General features: G+C 65.7%; 16 protein-coding genes and 1 pseudogene. 10 read left to right on the plus strand and 7 right to left on the minus strand.

Going from position 1 to position 15,049, the window contains the following annotated elements; all coding sequences use genetic code 11:
- Positions 1 to 419: pseudogene (locus ACFE7K_RS07050) on the minus strand (hypothetical protein); the annotation flags it as partial.
- A 234-nt stretch (positions 420 to 653) separates the two neighbouring features.
- Here ACFE7K_RS07050 and ACFE7K_RS07055 point away from each other — a divergent pair.
- The 3 genes from ACFE7K_RS07055 (at position 654) to ACFE7K_RS07065 (ending at position 4,547) form a co-directional block, all read left to right on the plus strand.
- Positions 654 to 1,478, plus strand: a complete 825-nt coding sequence (locus tag ACFE7K_RS07055; RefSeq protein WP_375397474.1) for an SDR family NAD(P)-dependent oxidoreductase — start codon at positions 654 to 656, stop codon at positions 1,476 to 1,478.
- A gap of 32 nt (positions 1,479 to 1,510) precedes the next feature.
- Positions 1,511 to 2,380: an SDR family NAD(P)-dependent oxidoreductase gene (locus ACFE7K_RS07060; RefSeq protein WP_375397475.1), complete on the plus strand. Its 870-nt coding sequence runs from the start codon at positions 1,511 to 1,513 to the stop codon at positions 2,378 to 2,380.
- 184 nt (positions 2,381 to 2,564) lie between these two features.
- Positions 2,565 to 4,547, plus strand: coding sequence for a flavin-containing monooxygenase (locus tag ACFE7K_RS07065; protein ID WP_375397476.1), 1,983 nt, complete (start codon positions 2,565 to 2,567; stop codon positions 4,545 to 4,547).
- 4 nt (positions 4,548 to 4,551) lie between these two features.
- On the opposite strand, the gene ACFE7K_RS07070 is transcribed toward ACFE7K_RS07065, so the two are convergent.
- Together ACFE7K_RS07070 and ACFE7K_RS07075 are read right to left on the minus strand one after the other, a co-directional pair.
- Positions 4,552 to 5,043 carry a cupin domain-containing protein gene (locus ACFE7K_RS07070; protein ID WP_375397477.1) on the minus strand — a complete coding sequence of 164 codons (492 nt, stop codon included), beginning with the start codon at positions 5,041 to 5,043 and terminating at the stop codon, positions 4,552 to 4,554.
- Positions 5,044 to 5,164: 121 nt separating this feature from the next.
- Positions 5,165 to 5,605 (minus strand): ester cyclase, encoded by a 441-nt coding sequence (locus ACFE7K_RS07075; protein WP_375397478.1) that lies wholly within the window; start codon positions 5,603 to 5,605, stop codon positions 5,165 to 5,167.
- 98 nt (positions 5,606 to 5,703) lie between these two features.
- Between ACFE7K_RS07075 and ACFE7K_RS07080 the strand changes: the two genes are divergently transcribed.
- Both ACFE7K_RS07080 and ACFE7K_RS07085 read left to right on the plus strand, forming a co-directional pair.
- Entirely contained in the window at positions 5,704 to 6,804 is a 1,101-nt protein-coding gene (locus ACFE7K_RS07080; protein ID WP_375397479.1) for an epoxide hydrolase family protein, read from the plus strand.
- Positions 6,805 to 6,971: 167 nt separating this feature from the next.
- A complete protein-coding gene (locus ACFE7K_RS07085; protein ID WP_375397550.1) occupies positions 6,972 to 8,225 on the plus strand; it encodes an acetyl-CoA C-acetyltransferase in 1,254 nt (417 codons plus the stop codon).
- A gap of 54 nt (positions 8,226 to 8,279) precedes the next feature.
- On the opposite strand, the gene ACFE7K_RS07090 is transcribed toward ACFE7K_RS07085, so the two are convergent.
- The 3 genes from ACFE7K_RS07090 to ACFE7K_RS07100 are packed head-to-tail and all read right to left on the minus strand — an operon-like array spanning position 8,280 to position 10,332.
- Positions 8,280 to 9,041 carry an SDR family NAD(P)-dependent oxidoreductase gene (locus tag ACFE7K_RS07090; protein ID WP_375397480.1) on the minus strand — a complete coding sequence of 254 codons (762 nt, stop codon included), beginning with the start codon at positions 9,039 to 9,041 and terminating at the stop codon, positions 8,280 to 8,282.
- Positions 9,038 to 9,574, minus strand: a complete 537-nt coding sequence (locus ACFE7K_RS07095; RefSeq protein WP_375397481.1) for an SRPBCC domain-containing protein — start codon at positions 9,572 to 9,574, stop codon at positions 9,038 to 9,040. The genes ACFE7K_RS07090 and ACFE7K_RS07095 overlap by 4 nt, the downstream gene beginning before the upstream one ends.
- Positions 9,571 to 10,332: an SDR family NAD(P)-dependent oxidoreductase gene (locus tag ACFE7K_RS07100; RefSeq protein WP_375397482.1), complete on the minus strand. Its 762-nt coding sequence runs from the start codon at positions 10,330 to 10,332 to the stop codon at positions 9,571 to 9,573. Before ACFE7K_RS07100 ends, ACFE7K_RS07095 begins: the two co-directional genes overlap by 4 nt.
- Before the next feature lie 88 nt (positions 10,333 to 10,420).
- On the opposite strand from ACFE7K_RS07100, the gene ACFE7K_RS07105 reads away from it, so the two are divergent.
- From ACFE7K_RS07105 to ACFE7K_RS07125, 5 genes are all read left to right on the plus strand, one after another.
- Positions 10,421 to 11,719 carry a DUF418 domain-containing protein gene (locus ACFE7K_RS07105; protein WP_375397483.1) on the plus strand — a complete coding sequence of 433 codons (1,299 nt, stop codon included), beginning with the start codon at positions 10,421 to 10,423 and terminating at the stop codon, positions 11,717 to 11,719.
- Positions 11,720 to 11,871: 152 nt separating this feature from the next.
- Entirely contained in the window at positions 11,872 to 12,417 is a 546-nt protein-coding gene (locus ACFE7K_RS07110) for a response regulator transcription factor (RefSeq protein WP_375397484.1), read from the plus strand.
- Between the two features lie 62 nt (positions 12,418 to 12,479).
- Entirely contained in the window at positions 12,480 to 12,830 is a 351-nt protein-coding gene (locus tag ACFE7K_RS07115) for a hypothetical protein (protein WP_375397485.1), read from the plus strand.
- Positions 12,831 to 12,873: 43 nt separating this feature from the next.
- Positions 12,874 to 13,326, plus strand: a complete 453-nt coding sequence (locus ACFE7K_RS07120) for a hypothetical protein (protein ID WP_375397486.1) — start codon at positions 12,874 to 12,876, stop codon at positions 13,324 to 13,326.
- The gene (locus ACFE7K_RS07125) at positions 13,215 to 13,880 is read left to right on the plus strand and encodes a RadC family protein (RefSeq protein WP_375397487.1); all 666 of its coding nucleotides are present in this window, start codon (positions 13,215 to 13,217) and stop codon (positions 13,878 to 13,880) included. Before ACFE7K_RS07120 ends, ACFE7K_RS07125 begins: the two co-directional genes overlap by 112 nt.
- 66 nt (positions 13,881 to 13,946) lie before the next feature.
- Here ACFE7K_RS07125 and ACFE7K_RS07130 read toward each other — a convergent pair whose 3' ends face one another.
- A complete protein-coding gene (locus ACFE7K_RS07130; RefSeq protein ID WP_375397488.1) occupies positions 13,947 to 14,801 on the minus strand; it encodes a winged helix DNA-binding protein in 855 nt (284 codons plus the stop codon).
- Between the last annotated feature and the right edge of the window lie 248 nt (positions 14,802 to 15,049).

The following is a 15,049-nucleotide window of genomic DNA, read 5'->3' on the forward strand; positions in this document are numbered from 1 at the left end:
TCGTAGCGGCCGGCGACATAATTGCCGATCAGGATGCTGACGCCGGACAGCGGCTGGTCGCGCTGGAAATTGGCGCTGGCTTCCCAGTCGTCGGTGTAGATGCGGTACGTGAACAGCCGCTCGGAATCGCCGGCCGTCTCTATCAGCCCGGCGTCGCGCGCGTCGGCGAGCGTCGGCCCGAGCGCGGGAATATCGATCTCCGGCGTCTCGGTCGCAAAATCGTAGATGCTGCAGAACTTCCACGGCTGCGCGATATCGACCATGACCTGCTCGGGCGTGACCTGATAGCGGTCGGCAGTGCCGGTGAAGCCGCGCAGCCGGCCAACCGCTTCGCGATGCGGCCCATCGAACCAGGCGGCATAATCGGCCTCGCGCGCGTCGGGTACGTTGTGCAGATGGATCGTGACGTAAAGCGCCATGCGCATCCCTTCCCTGGCTGTCCGGCGGCACATACGACGCCGGCCCGTCCGGTGCGCGTATCGCTGGTCAATCTGCTATGAGCCGCTCGTCGCGGCAATGGCGCCGCGCCGCGCCTTCTTCCATATCGCCCCCATGCTACATCGCCAACGCCCTGGCGATATCCGTCGCGTGTCATTTACCGCCATGCCTCGGCCGGGCAGGTTATTGTCAAACTGACGGAGAGGACGGAAATCATGGACCTGGGCTTGAGGGACGCACATGTCGTCGTGGTCGGCGCATCGCGCGGGCTGGGACGCGGCATCGCCCGGGCCTTTGCGCGCGAGGGGGCCAGGCTCGCGCTGATCGCGCGCAGCCGCAAGGGGCTTGAAAAGACCGCGGCGCAATGCCGTGAGCTGGGCGCGCCGGAGGTTCTGCTGGCCGAGGCCGACATGTCGAGCCGCGAGGCGGTCGACGCGGCATTCGCCGAGATCGGCAAGAGCTGGTCGACGATCAACGTCCTCATCAACAACGCCGCCAACTCGATCGGCACCCACGGACCATCGGAGAAATTCGCCGACGAGACGATGTATGCCGATGCGTACAACGTCATCACGCTGGGTTACGTCCGTACGACGCGCGCGGCCTTACCGTTCATGAAGGCCGCCGACTGGGCGCGGATCGTGAATGTGTCCACCGCGTCGAGCGGAGGCTCTTCGCCCGTACTCCACATCTACAACATGTCGAAGACCGCGGTCGTCTCGCTCAGCAAGGCCCAGGCGCGAGAGTTCGCGCCCTACGGTATTTCGGTCAACATCTTTTCGCCCGCCGGCATCATGGTCGAAGGCGGCAATTGGGGCGAAGTAATGAACGGCTATTTCGAAAAGCACGGCCTTGATCCGACCAATCCGTACGACGCCGTCGAGCTCAGCGTGCGGCAGTTCGGCGGGACCAAGCCGTGGATGGACCGTTATGGCCTGATCGCGGAATATGCCGATGCGATCACGTTCCTGGGATCCAGGACCAACAGCTATATGACCGGCCACGACATGGTCGTCCATGGCGGCGGGAACGGCGATTGACGACCGCGGGCGGACAAACGGAAAGGACGGCAATGGTCGACGACGTCACCCGCACGGCGATGACCCGCGACGACATCCTGCTGACGGGCAAGGTCGCGCTGGTGACCGGCGGCGGCGGCGGGATCGGGCGCGGGATCGCGATCGGCATGGCGGAATTCGGCGCCGACGTCGCGGTCGCCGACATCGATCCGATCGCCGGCGAGACGGTCGCCGACCTGGTGCGCGCCAAGGGCCGGCGCGCGATCGCGATCCCGACCGACGTAATGGACCGCGACGCGATCCGCGCCGCCATCGCCCGCACCGGCGCGGAGCTCGGCGGGCTAGACATCCTCGTCAACAATGCCGGCGGCACGCGGCCGATCGACCTGGTCGACATGTCGGATCGGGCGGTGGACCGACAGATCGCGATCAACCTCCAGAACCTGGTCACCGCGACGCAGGCCGCCGCTCAGGCGATGATCGCAGCGGGCAAGGGCGGCGCCATCATCAACATCGCCAGTATCGAGGGCATGCGCGCCGCGCCGGCTTATTCGGTCTATGCCGCGTGCAAGGCGGGTATGATCAACTTCACCCGCTCGATCGCGCTGGAGCTCGGCCATCACGGCATCCGCGTCAACGGCATCGCGCCCGATCTCGTCACGACCGAATTCATGGTGAAGCACGTGCCCGCGATGCTCGACGCGCCCGCGCTGGAAACGCGCCGCCGCCACGTCCCGCTGCAGCGTGCGGGCAATTTCGACGATTGCGCGGGCGCCGCGGTCTTCCTCGCCTCCGCGATGGCCAGCTATATCACCGGCGTCACGATCAACGTCGATGGCGGAACCTGGGCTTCGAGCGGCTGGGCGCGTCACTCGGATGGCCGGTGGGAGCTGTTTCCAAGCGAACTCAGCGCGACCTTTTGAACGGGCCGCGACGGCCTCCTGCTCGCCGACCGACGCGCCATAGATGCCGGTAAGTTGACTGCTCGGGCAAGCGCACCGGTATCGCTATACGGATGCGTCGGCCGCCCCGAACTTTGTCGCGAGTCGTCAAGACGCCAATAGCTGGACTGCCATGTTCGGATCGTCGTTTCACAGGGAGCCCGTCATGATCGGCGCCAACCAGGCCACTCAACCGATCGTCGAGGACCGGGAGACGCTGACGCAGGTCGTGGGCGATATCGGCCTGGTCCAGCTGCTATGCTCGGTCGTGCACATGACCGGCAGCCTGGCCATCCTGGACGGCGTCGCGACCAGGCCGCCAATGTACAATGGCGACGGCAGCGGCCAGATCGCGCCCGAGCAGGCCGCCGCCCTGCGCGCGCGCGCCGTGAACGCGATCGTGGCATGGCGAGACGCCGGACAGCCCGAACCCTATCGCCCGAACGACGCCGAACTGAGCAGGATGCTGGACTTCCTCGTCGGCACCAAGATGGGCGATTCGTACGTCCCCGTCATCAAGGACGAGATGGGCTATGACGGCGACAGCCGGCGCTATGAATGGCCGAAACCCGTCAGCGAGGCGCAGAAGGCGGCGAACCCGGTGCTGATCATCGGGGCGGGCATGTCCGGCCTGCTGATGGCGTTCCGGCTGAAGCAGGCCGGCATTCCGGTCAGGGTGATCGAGAAGAACAGGGGCGTCGGCGGCACCTGGTACGAGAACCGTTATCCGGGGTGCCGGGTCGACGTCGCCAGCCACTCCTATTCCTTTTCGTTCATGCAGGATTATGAATGGCCGACGCTCTACTCACCGCAGCCCGAGATCGAGCGTTATTTCAACACGTTCGTCGACCGGTTCGACCTGCGCGGGCTGGTGAGCTTCGAGACCGAAGTGGCGCGCGCCGCCTATGACGAAACCGCCCGCGAATGGGCGGTCGTGCTGCGCGGCCCCGACGGCGCAGAGCGGACCGAACGCTCGCGCTCGCTGGTCAGCGCGGTCGGCCAGCTCAACCGCGGCAGAATTCCCGACCTGCCGGGGCTGGGGAGCTTTGCCGGCATCGCTTTCCATACCTCGCGGTGGCGGCAGGACGTCGACCTTGCCGGCAAGCGCGTGATCTTCGTCGGCGCCGCGGCGACGGGAACGCAGGCGATCCCGCAGGTCGCGGCGATCGCGGGACATACCAGCATCTTCATGCGCAGCTCGAACTGGATGGCGGTGCATCCCGAATATACCCGTTCGATCCGCGACAGCGAGCAATGGGCATTCACGCACCTGCCTTATTATGCCGGCTGGACGCGCACGCTCTATTTCAACTGGCCGTTCGACCTGACGCCGGTGCGGTTCAAGATCGACCCCGATTGGGACGGCGGATCGCGATCGACGAGCGCGGCCAACGAGGCGAGCCGGGTGCGGCTGACCGACGGGATCGAGAAGTTCCTCGCCGACACGCCGCATCTGATCCCGAAGGTGGTGCCGGACTACCCACCCTACATGAAGCGGCCGAACGTGATCGACGGCAGCTTCCTGCGCGCGCTCCAGCAGCCCAATGTCGACCTGGTGACCAGCGGTATCCGCGAGGTCGTGGCGGAAGGGATCGTCGATGGCGAGGGCATGCTGCACGAGGCCGACGTGATCGTCTTCGCGACCGGCTTCCACACTCAGAAGTTCCTGCACCCGATGGAGATACTCGGCCGCGGCGGCATGTCGCTCAACGGCTTCTGGGATGACGAGCCGGGCGGGCTGTACGGCATCACCGTGCCGCATTTCCCCAATTTCTACATGATGTACGGCCCGAACACGAACCTCGGCTTCAACGGCACGCTGATCTTCAATTCGGAATGCCAGGCGCGGTACATCATCGGCAATATCGGGCGCGGCATCGCCGACGGCCAGGACGAGATCGAGGTCCGCGAAGACGTCTATCGCGCTTATAACGACAAGGTGCAGCACGAGCTCAAGGACTTCGTCTGGACGCTCGAGCACACCAACAATTGGTTCAAGAACGCCAAGGGGCGCGTGACCACCAACTCGCCCTGGTCCTGCTCGCAATATTGGCGCTGGACCCGCAATCCCGACCCGGCCGACTATCTCGGCCCCCGCGAGCGGCAGCCAAGCGTCCGGCTTGCCGCAGCCGCCAGCGCAGCGGCCTGACCTTTCAAACAGCCTCCGGGGACACCTCCGGCTGCGTCCCGTCGCGATCGGCCTGTCCCGCCAGCAACCGCCGCGCGGCCTCCGACGGCGGCTGGTTGCGCCAGGCGTCCGCATTGGCCTTCGTCGCGGCGATCACCTCCTGCCAGAATGACGGCGTATTGCCGCCGAACTTGAAGTGGAATTCGGTGCGCGTGCGAAATTCCATCACCTCGACCCCCGCCGGGCCGGCGCGGTAGCTGTAGAAATGCCCGGCGGGCACGACGAACGCGTCCCCCGCCTTCAGCACGGCGTTGCCCAGATGCGCCTCGCCCGCGATGACGTAATAGGCGCAATGCGCATCGTGGCTGTGCCGCGGCAACAGGAAGCCTGCCTTGAACGCGGCATAGGTGAGGCTCATGCCGGTCGCCTCGTCGGCCATCACCAGCCGCGATGTGGCGCCCGTCGCCAGACCCGCCGCCATCGCCGCGGTCATCCCGGCAGCGTCGTCATCGGTCATGCCGACCACCGGCATGAGCTCCTCATTGACCTCCCGCGACTCCTGTGCCCGATAGACACGAAAACGCGGCTTGGGCGCGCTCATGCCCTGTCAACTCGATCGCTGCTGACCTTCGTACGTCTCATGGCCGTTCTCCGGGAGTGATGGTCACCGTTGCGCCCATCTGTTCCACCCACTGCTTGATGCTGCCATATTCGCGCCAATGGAGCAGCTTGTCACCCTGAAAGCGCATCATCCAGACCGAGCGGATGTCGAGCGCCCGGCCACTTGCCGGGATGACGATGCCGCCGAAAAGAAGGTCACCAGTGTGCGTCGCAAGAGTGCGGACCTCAACTGCCATCGCGTCGTCCTCGACTATAACGTCGAGCAATTCGACCGCCTCGTCGGGGGTCGCCGCCCAGATGATTCGCGCCATCGCGAACAATGCCTCGATCGAATCGGCCTGTACCGTCGCCGCCTGGTAACGGAAGCCCGGCGCCAGCAACGCGCCGACCCCGGCCAGATCGCGTGCATGCCAGGCGGCGATGAAGCGCTTCAGCCAGGCACGCCGATCGCCGCTCATGAGCGGCGCCCGCTGTCGGCATTGGCGATGGTCATGACCGTCTCTCCCGCCATGCGCGCCGGCGCCCGGCTGGGCGGGGTCTATCGAAAGGAATCAGCATGATCGCGACGCGCTTTACCATCGCCGTGCCCGATGAGAAACTGGCGAAGATCCGCGCCAGGCTGGAACTCGCCGAAATCGGCCCCGCGCCCGCCGACGACGCCGACTGGCGATACGGCACCGACGCCCGCTATCTCGCCGAGTTCCGCGATTACTGGCTGTCGTCCTATGACTGGCGCCGGGCGGAGGCCGAGCTCAATGCCCTTCCGCAGTTCAAGGCGGCGGTCGACGGGATCGAGATCCATTTCTATCATGTGACGGGGGACGGGTCCGATCCCTTTCCGCTGATCCTCACCCATGGCTGGCCGGGTTCGGTGGTCGAGTTTCTCGCCGCCATGCCGCTGCTGGCGGCGCGCGGCTACAGCGTGGTCGTGCCCTCGCTCCCCGGCTATGGTTTTTCCGGGCGACCGCCGGTGCCGGTCGGCCCGCGCCGCACGGCCGCCTTGTGGCGCATGCTGATGGTCGATGTTCTCGGCTATCGCCGGTTCGGCGCGCAGGGCGGCGATTGGGGGTCGATGGTGACGCGGGCGCTGGGGCGCGACCATGGCGACGTCGTCGCGGCAATCCACCTCAACATGCTGCATCATGTCCCCGGGGGCACGCCATCGCCCGCGGTCGCGGACTATCTCGCCCGGGTCGGCGAACTGATGCGGCGCGAGGGCAGCTACGCCGCCGAGCATGCGACCAAGCCGCAGACGATCGGGCTGGCGCTGGCCGACACGCCGATCGGCTTCGCTGCCTGGGTAATCGAGAAGAACCGGAGCTGGACCGATTGCCATGGCGATCTCGAAAGCGTGCTGTCGAAGGACCAGCTGATCACCAACATCATGACCTATCTGGTCAACGACGCGGTGGGCACGGCAATCTGGATGTACCGCGGCGTCGCCGGCGAGGACAATGTCTGGCCGCGCATCGCGGTGCCGACCGGTTTTGCCGAATTTCCCGCCGAATTCCTGCCGCCGCCGCCCCGTGCCGCAGTCGAACAGGACTTCAACCTGGTCCATTGGCGGCGCATGGCCAAGGGCGGTCACTTTGCCGCCTGGGAACAGCCGGCCGCCTTTGCCGAAGAGGTTGCCGGATTCTTCGATCGCTGGCGGTGACGGCTTCTCTACGACCGATGCCGCAGCGGAATGATCGCCTAGGCGATAAATAGCTCACGCCGGCCATGCACGGGGTGCCGGCAGCCACGCCATCCCATATCAACGTCCGTGAAACGCCGCACGCCAAGCGCGCCGATCGCGCGCGCATCATCACGATGGAGATAGAGTTGGCCGAAGCATATATCATCGATGCGGTCCGCACGCCGCGCGGCACCGGCAAGGCGGGCAAGGGCGCGTTGTCCCACATGCACCCGCATCACCTGACCGCCGCCGTCATGCGCGCGCTGGTCGAGCGCAACGGCATCGACACCGCCGACATCGACGACGTGATCTGGTCGGTTTCGGCGCAAAAGGGCAAGCAGGGCGGCGGCCTGGGCCGAATGGCCGCGCTAGATGCCGGCTATGACCCGACGGTCAGCGGCACCACGCTCGACCGCTTCTGCGGTGGCGGGATCACCGCCGTCAGCCTTGCCGCCGGACAGATCATGGCCGGCCTGGAAGATCTGATCGTCGCCGGGGGTACGGAGATGATGTCCTATATCAACGCCTCGATCGCCGAGGACATAGCGATGGGCGTCAAGGGGTTCGGCATGGGATCGGGCAACGAGCGGCTGCACCGCGCCCATCCGCAATCGCACCAGGGCGTGTGCGGCGACGCGATCGCATCGCTGGAAGGCTTTACCCGGGAGGAGATGGACGCGTTCGGCCTGGAGAGCCAGAAGCGCGCCGCCCGCGCGATCGCCGAGGGGCGCTTCGACAAGAGCCTCATTCCCGTGGTCGACGAGACCGGCACGACGGTGCTGGAGCGGGACGAGCATCCTCGTCCCGACACCACGGCCGAAAGCCTGAGCGCGCTGAAGCCCGCCTTTGCGCAGATCGCCGACTATCCGATGAACGACAAGGGCGAGACCTTCCGGTCGGTAATCACCGGCAAGTTCCCCGATCTGACCATCAACCCTGTCCATCACGCCGGCAACAGCTCGGGCGTGGTCGACGGCGCGGCGGGGCTGTTGCTGGCCTCCGGCGAGTATGCCGAGAAGCACGGCCTGAAGCCGCGCGCGCGGATCCTCGCGGCGGTCAATGTCGGCGATGACGCGACGCTGATGCTGAACGCGCCGGTCCCGGCCGCGCGCAAGGCGCTGGCAAAGGCCGGCCTGACGCCGGACGATATCGACCTGTGGGAGGTTAACGAGGCGTTCGCCGCCGTCGCGGAAAAGTTCATCCGCGATCTCGATCTCGACCGCGAAAAGGTCAACGTCAACGGCGGCGCGATCGCATTGGGCCATCCGATCGGGGCGACCGGCGCGATCCTGATCGGCACGATCCTCGATGAGCTTGAGCGCCGCGACCTCAAACGCGGGCTCGTCACGATGTGCGCGGCGGGCGGCATGGCACCAGCGATCATCATCGAGCGCGTTTGAAACAAGTCCGGGCCGGTCTCTCTTCAGGAGCGGCCGGCTGGCCGGCGCATTGCGTCACCCCGCGGTCCAGCCGCCATCGACCGGCAGGACGACCCCCACGCAGAAGCTCGCCGCGTCGGAGGCGAGGAAGAGGATGGCCTCGGCGATCTCCTCGGCCCGGGCGATCCGGCCGATCGGCATCAGCCGGGCATAGCGCGCGAAGATTTCTTCCGCATCCGGAGCGGCACGGACGTTGACCAGGAAATTGGTGTCCGTGACCCCCGGGCAGACGCAGTTCACACGCACCCCGCGAGCGGCGTAATGCAATGCCAGCGCGCGCGTCAGGTTGACCATGCCGGCCTTGGCGGCGGAATAGCCGAAAATGCCGGGTTCGCCGACGATGCCGGCCACCGACGCGACGTTGACGATCGCGCCCCGCCCGCGCTGGGCCATGCCCTCGATCACGCGGCCGATGAGGTGGAACGGGCCGCCTAGATTTACCTCCTGGATGCGGTTCCACAGCATCGGTTCGAACGATCCGAACGCGGCACGTCCGCCGCCATACCCCGCGCAATTGACCAGAATGTCGGGCGGCCCCAGCGCTTCGGCCGCGGCCACCAGCGCATCGGCGACGACGCTTTCGGTGAGATCGCCGACCACCGCCACGCCGGCGCCCGGCGGCAGCAACGCCACCGTCTCGTCCGCCCGCGCGCGATTGACGTCGCCGACGATGATGCGCCCACCGCCCTCGGCAAGGCCGATCGCGGTCGCGCGCCCGATCCCCGAGCCGGCACCGGTGACGATCGCGACACTGCCGGCGAACCGTCCCTCGCTCACGCGCCGATCTCCGTGACCAGCGCCGCGCGCCCGACCGCGACCGCCGCCCGGACCGAATCACGCCACGCCGCGTCGAGCGGCGCGCCGGTCACCTTGCGCACGAGGCCGTCGAGCGCATCTTTTTCCATCACCATCATATGCAATTTCGTGCCGAACGTTCCGAAGGTAGCCGCCGCGCGGTTGGCATTGGCGGTCACGCCATGATAGACATAGGCGGCGCGGCACCCGCCGGGCTCGGGCGTGATCCGCCACTCGGTCTCGCCGAGCAGGTCGCCCTCGGCATAGCGGAAGCGGATGCTGCGCGGGCGGTCGATGCGCAGGACCTCGGCGATCCAGCGGCTCACCCCGCCATCGAACACGACACGGCTGCCGGGCACCAGGGCGCCCGCCGCCTCCGGCTCGAACCGCATCATCACCCACCAATCATTCCATCCGTCAATATCCAGCAAGGCGTCGAACACCTGATCCGGTGACGCAGGAATATAGGTCGCATCCTCGCAATATTGCGGCGTCCAGTCCTGGCTCAGGCTCATGGTCCCCTGGCTCCGTCCATGTAGATACGCTCGCCGCTTGCGTAGCTGTTCTCGGGCGAGCACAGGAAGGCGACGACCGACGCCACCTCCTCGGACCGGCAGACACGGCCGAACGGCATCGTCTTGTCCAGTTCGGCCAGCGCCGCCGCGTCGGCGATCGCCTTGCCCATGTTCATGTCCGTCACCGTCAGGCCCGGGCCCACGACGTTGACGTGGATGCCCTGCCGGCACAATTCCTTGGCCATGATGATCGCCATCGTCTCGGCCGCCGCCTTGGCCATCGCGTAGGGGCCGGTCAGCGGGATCAGCTTCTTGGCCGCGGTGCTCGAGATATAGACCATGTCGCCCCGCGCCTGCTTCAGCAGGTGGGGCATTGCCGCTTTGGTCAACGCGAAGGCGCCGAGACAATGGACGCGGAATTGCTGCTCCACCTCCGCCACCTCGCTTTCGTGCAGCGCGAAACCTGCATTGACGATGCCGGCATTGTTGATGACGATGTCGATCCGACCGAACGCCGCCAGCGCGGCGTCGACCAGCGCCTGCGCGGTATCGGGGGCCTCGATCGCCCCTTGCGCGGTCACCGCCCTTCGGCCCGCCGCCTCGACCGCCGCCCGTGTCGCCTCCGCGGCGGCGCGATCATGCTGGTAATGGACGACCACGTCGCATCCCCTTGCCGCCAGGGCGCTGGCAATCGCGGCGCCGATGCCGCGACTGGCGCCCGTCACGATCGCCACCCGGTCGTTCATCGCTTCAGCCATGCTGCTTCCTCTTTCGGTCATGGCCGATGCCGTTCCTTGACTCCGCGTCCCGGGGAGGGGAACCCGTCGACCAGCACGGAGCCGCCGGATGGCCGATGACCTGATATCGAACGAGCCGGACGGCGCACCGCGAATAGTGACGCTCGACGTGCTGCGCGGCGTCGCGATTCTGGGCATCCTGTTCATGAACATCGACAGCATGGGGGCGTCGTTCAGCTATCCGGACATCCGGCATCTCGGCTGGAGCGCGGCCGACCGGATGGCGTGGTGGGCACGCCAGATACTCGCGGACGGCACGGCACGGTGCCTCCTCGAAATGCTGTTCGGGGCGGGCATGGTGATCCTGACCGACAGGATCGCGCAACGCGCCGGCCGGTGGATGGTGATGCGACGTTATTATCGGCGTAACCTGGTGCTGGCGGCGTTCGGGTTGATCCACATGGTCGTCCTGCTGTGGCCCGGCGACATCCTCCATACTTATGGCCTCGCGGCAATGATCGTTTTCCTGTTCCGGCGCCTGCCACCGCGCTGGCTGATCGCGATCGGCCTGATCGGCGCGACCGGCCAGGTGGTGGGCGTAAGCCAGGGCCTGTACAAATACCATCAGCTCAGCTCCGCCGCGGCGGCGGCGACCGCCAGACGCGACGCGGGGCAACAGCTCGGCCCGGCCGATCGCGAGGCGATTGAGTCGTTTCGGCAGCGCGTCGTCAAGCGCGCCAGGGCCAGGGCGGATACCGCGCGGGCGGTCGCCCTCGAGGACCAGGAACGCTCGTCCACGGTCGCTCGCTGGATGGTCGCGGCGTGGAAGAAGTCGATCGAGCGCCTGGGCATCGACGAGTTGTTCGCGATCTGGGAAGCGGCGGGCACGATGCTGATCGGCGCTGCCCTGTTCAGGCTCGGCATCCTGCAGGGCGAACGACGACCAGGTTTCTACGCGCGGATGGCGGCGATCGGCTATGCGCTGGCCGGCGGATACCGGGCGGCCGGCGCCTATGCGATGACGCGGTTCGACGATCAGCCGCAATGGCATTGGCTGGCCGACGAATTCGCCCGGATCGGGATGACGCTGGGCCATGTCGGCCTCCTCTGCCTGCTGCTCGGCACCAGGGCGGGCGGGCGCATCCTCAGGCCGTTCGCCGCGGCGGGGCGAACCGCCCTGACCATCTATGTCCTGCAGTCGATCATCTGCGTCTGGATGCTGTTTCCGCCCCAGGGGCTCGCCCTGTACGGCAAGCTCAGCTGGATGCCGCTGATGCTGACCGCGGTCGCGATCGACGCGATGCTGCTGGCGCTTGCGGCCTGGTATCTCCGCCGGTTCAGGATCGCTCCCGTGGAATGGGCCTGGCGCTCGATCGTCGACGGGCGGCGGCTCCCGCTCCGGCGGTAAACGCGGCATCTTGGCCGGGCGGGCAGTCTGGGCTTGATCTGGGCGAAGGCCGGTGATTAGCATCCGCCAATGGACGACCCTCATCGCCCTCGCCCGGCTGGCCCCGCGCCGGCCCCCGCCCCGCCGGTGCGATTACGACAGGTCATTGGCTCGTGACGGACGCCGAGGGACCCTCGGTAAAGCTGTCCGCCACTCACCTGGCCTGCCTGCGGCTGGTCGGGCGGGGTTACAGCTCCAAGAAGATCGCGCTTGAACTCGGCTTGGCGCCCAACACGATCGACACCTATTGCCGTCACGCAATCCGCGCATTCGGCGTGGTCGACAGGGTGGCCGCAGCGCGGGCGCTGGAACGCCTCGAACAATCTCAAGAGTTGAGACATCAATCGGACGCTGTTGCGCGATCGCCTTTGTCGGCCATGCTGGACCTGTCGCCGCTGCCAGTCGCAGCGCCGACGGACATCGACAACAGGAGGCTGAAAGAAGAGCGGGCACTGTTCGACACTGGTCATGAAATCCCGACCATTATTACGGTCCGGCGATTGCTTGAACAATGGTTGAAGGTGTTCACGGGTGACCTGACGCCGGGCGAACGTGCCGGGATCGTGTTCAGGATCACCTGTGCGATGACGGTCGCGGTGCTGGTCATCTCGGCGGTCGCGGAGTCGCTCACGCGAACAATCGAAGCATTCGTTCACTAATCCGCCAATCACGACATTCACCCATTTCATCCGCGACCATCCGTGCGCGGAAAGGAGAACTCATGCGCAAGAAGCTTTTGGAAACCGCGACTGCCCTGTCGGAATCGTTCATGCCCGCGGAAAAGGCCCAGACCGCCGCGGCGCAAGGGGCCGCGGACGCGCTGGCGATCGCCTTGCGCGCCGCCACCCTGCCGGGGTTCAAGCAGGCCGATACCGGCGCGGCCAAGGTCGCGCTGGCGCGCGGCGTGCTGCTGTCAGTCCAGGCCGACGAAGCGCTTCGCGAAGCCCATCGGGAATTCGCCAAATTCCTGCCCGGAACCCCGCTGATGGACAGCGGCTGGGGCTGCACGTCACCCGAATGCGGGCCGAGCGGCGTCCTGGCCGACGTCCATCCGCTCCGTTCCGTCGCCTGATTGCGGCTTGACGCGAAGCCTTTGTCGGTGGTCGTTCCGGCGCGTGCTCTTCTTCGCAACATTCGTGGCCTTGCTCGCAAGCAGCGTCGGACTCGCTGGGTGGAAGGGTGGCGCGCCGGAACGCGTCGTTGGCTTCATGTTCTTGACCGCCTGGTTGATCTCGGTTGCCCTGTTCAGAGATCTCAATCGCTACGTAAGCGCGGACTGGATCAGCTTCGGGATCAACTTGGCATTGGCGCTGGGGCTGTTCTGCGTGGCGCTGATCGCCAATCGCAGCTGGCCGATGCTGGTCTCGAGTTTGCAGTGGATGATCATCCTTGCCCAATTGGGTCGGCGCGTCGGTCCGAACTGGATGTGGCAGGTCAACATGGTAATGAACGCGGCATGGCCCTATTTCCAGGTGATGATCCTGCTGACGGGGACGATCTTTCACTGGCGGCGCGAAGCGAGGAGCGGCAAAGAGCCATCCTGGTCGCCTTATTGGAAAGCACTCTAGGCGCCCAGGGGGACGAGATAGCCGCGTCGCTGCTAGAGACGTACGGTTCTATCGGGGGAGTAGTCGGCGCGGGGCATCCCGCAATCCAGGCCGCGGCGGGCGTGCACATCGCCAACCGCTTGCAGGCGATCCGGCTGTGCCTCAGGGAAATGGTCACGCCCGAAAACAGGGCGCGGCCGTCACTTGCCGACATGCGCCAGCTGATCGATTATCTGATCGTGACCGCGTCCTACGCGCCGGTCGAACAGGTCCGCGTCCTGTTCCTCAACACAAAGCTTGACCTGATCCGCGACGAGCTCGTCGCCAGCGGCTGCGTGGATGAGGTGTCGATCTACGTGCGCCCGATCCTGAAGCGCGCATTGGAGCTGGGCGCCACGGCGGTGGTGCTCGTGCATAACCATCCATCGGGCGATCCGATGCCCAGCAAGGCGGATCGGCTGGTGACGCTCGCCCTGGCCAAGGGGCTGGATGCGATCGGCGTCCGTCTGATCGACCACATCGTGGTGGCCAAAGGCAATTGGCTGAGCTTTCGCGCGGAACAACTTCTGGCCTAAACGGCAGATTGCGACCGAACGTAGCCGACAATCTTATCCATTATGGATACGATTGCCTGATTCATGTTACACCAGCGGCAGACCGGCATCGCGTGTCGCGCTGAAATATGCCAGCATCACCTCCCGCCCTTTTTCGGAAAGCGCGACAAAGGTCATTCGTCGGTCGCGGGTGGAAGGAAACTTTACGACCAGTGCGGCTTCTTCCAATTGGGTGATCCACCGCAATGCCGTGGTCGTGGGTACATTCGCGGCAACGCACAGGCTGGAGATGCTGATGGTTTTCTGTTCAAGGTCATTGAGAAACAGATCAAGCAATATGTCCCATGCCGGATCGGCCAACAAATTGGGGACAAAACGATCTCTTAACCGTCGAGCTCGGATGGTGTTCCTGATCAACTCTGCCTGAGATCTACTCTGTTGATTCTGGTTCTGCACGCTGGCCAGCTTCTCAACCTCGGCAAGCCGTGCGGACAATGTCGATATTTTCAGGTGTACTTCTCTCAGGCGGTCGGTCTCTGCACCGCTACTCTCATGCACTCGATCGTGGCGGCCCAGCATTTCCTCCGCGAGGAGCTCCCATTCCGGAGGCGCGGGGTCGCAAGCGATGGCGACATCGGTCCGGCAGAAGCTCGACCATATATGGTCGAGTTGATCGAAGGTGGCGATGATCAGGGACGTACCGGAAAGCTGCAATACGCGCTCCAGTACAGGTTCCAAATCCCGCGAGTCATCAAGGTCGCGGCAGTCGACCACCATCGGCGCGATGGGCAGGTTTGGGTCGTCCGATATGTTGATATCGGCCGTATCCAGCCCCGACCGAGCCAAGGCCTTCAGTATTTCTCCGGATCGCGCGCGTGAAGCGAATACCGTGATCGTGCGCGGACCAAATGCTCGGCGGCCACTAGCCGCGGTATCCGTCATGCAAATTCCCTTTTTCGGATGATGACGGAGAACCGATGGAGTCGGCGACCGAAACTAATTCCGATATGGGCGCGGTTTGCCCGGTCGATGAAGGGCGTGACGCTCCGCATTCGCCTCGTGGGCGGCGTCGTTTTCGGCTCGACATGCCGGCGGGTCTCATGCCTATGGCGGAGGGGGTGGACACATGATCTGAGCCGCGGCGCGCGCGGTCTTGGGGAGAACGGCGCGAGCATGATCGACCCCTGCCC

The sequence above is a fragment of the uncultured Sphingomonas sp. genome (assembly GCF_964244265.1).
Taxonomy (GTDB): domain Bacteria; phylum Pseudomonadota; class Alphaproteobacteria; order Sphingomonadales; family Sphingomonadaceae; genus Sphingomonas.

Excerpts from the sequence above, each read along its gene's own strand:
- ACFE7K_RS07055 (WP_375397474.1), top strand. The coding sequence starts at position 654 with ATGGACCTGGGCTTGAGGGACGCACATGTCGTCGTGGTCGGCGCATCG.
- ACFE7K_RS07060 (WP_375397475.1), top strand. The coding sequence starts at position 1,511 with ATGGTCGACGACGTCACCCGCACGGCGATGACCCGCGACGACATCCTG.
- ACFE7K_RS07065 (WP_375397476.1), top strand. The coding sequence starts at position 2,565 with ATGATCGGCGCCAACCAGGCCACTCAACCGATCGTCGAGGACCGGGAG.
- ACFE7K_RS07070 (WP_375397477.1), bottom strand. The coding sequence starts at position 5,043 with ATGACCGATGACGACGCTGCCGGGATGACCGCGGCGATGGCGGCGGGT.
- ACFE7K_RS07075 (WP_375397478.1), bottom strand. The coding sequence starts at position 5,605 with ATGAGCGGCGATCGGCGTGCCTGGCTGAAGCGCTTCATCGCCGCCTGG.
- ACFE7K_RS07080 (WP_375397479.1), top strand. The coding sequence starts at position 5,704 with ATGATCGCGACGCGCTTTACCATCGCCGTGCCCGATGAGAAACTGGCG.
- ACFE7K_RS07095 (WP_375397481.1), bottom strand. The coding sequence starts at position 9,574 with ATGAGCCTGAGCCAGGACTGGACGCCGCAATATTGCGAGGATGCGACC.
- ACFE7K_RS07100 (WP_375397482.1), bottom strand. The coding sequence starts at position 10,332 with ATGGCTGAAGCGATGAACGACCGGGTGGCGATCGTGACGGGCGCCAGT.
- ACFE7K_RS07105 (WP_375397483.1), top strand. The coding sequence starts at position 10,421 with ATGGCCGATGACCTGATATCGAACGAGCCGGACGGCGCACCGCGAATA.
- ACFE7K_RS07115 (WP_375397485.1), top strand. The coding sequence starts at position 12,480 with ATGCGCAAGAAGCTTTTGGAAACCGCGACTGCCCTGTCGGAATCGTTC.
- ACFE7K_RS07125 (WP_375397487.1), top strand. The coding sequence starts at position 13,215 with ATGGCCCTATTTCCAGGTGATGATCCTGCTGACGGGGACGATCTTTCA.
- ACFE7K_RS07130 (WP_375397488.1), bottom strand. The coding sequence starts at position 14,801 with ATGACGGATACCGCGGCTAGTGGCCGCCGAGCATTTGGTCCGCGCACG.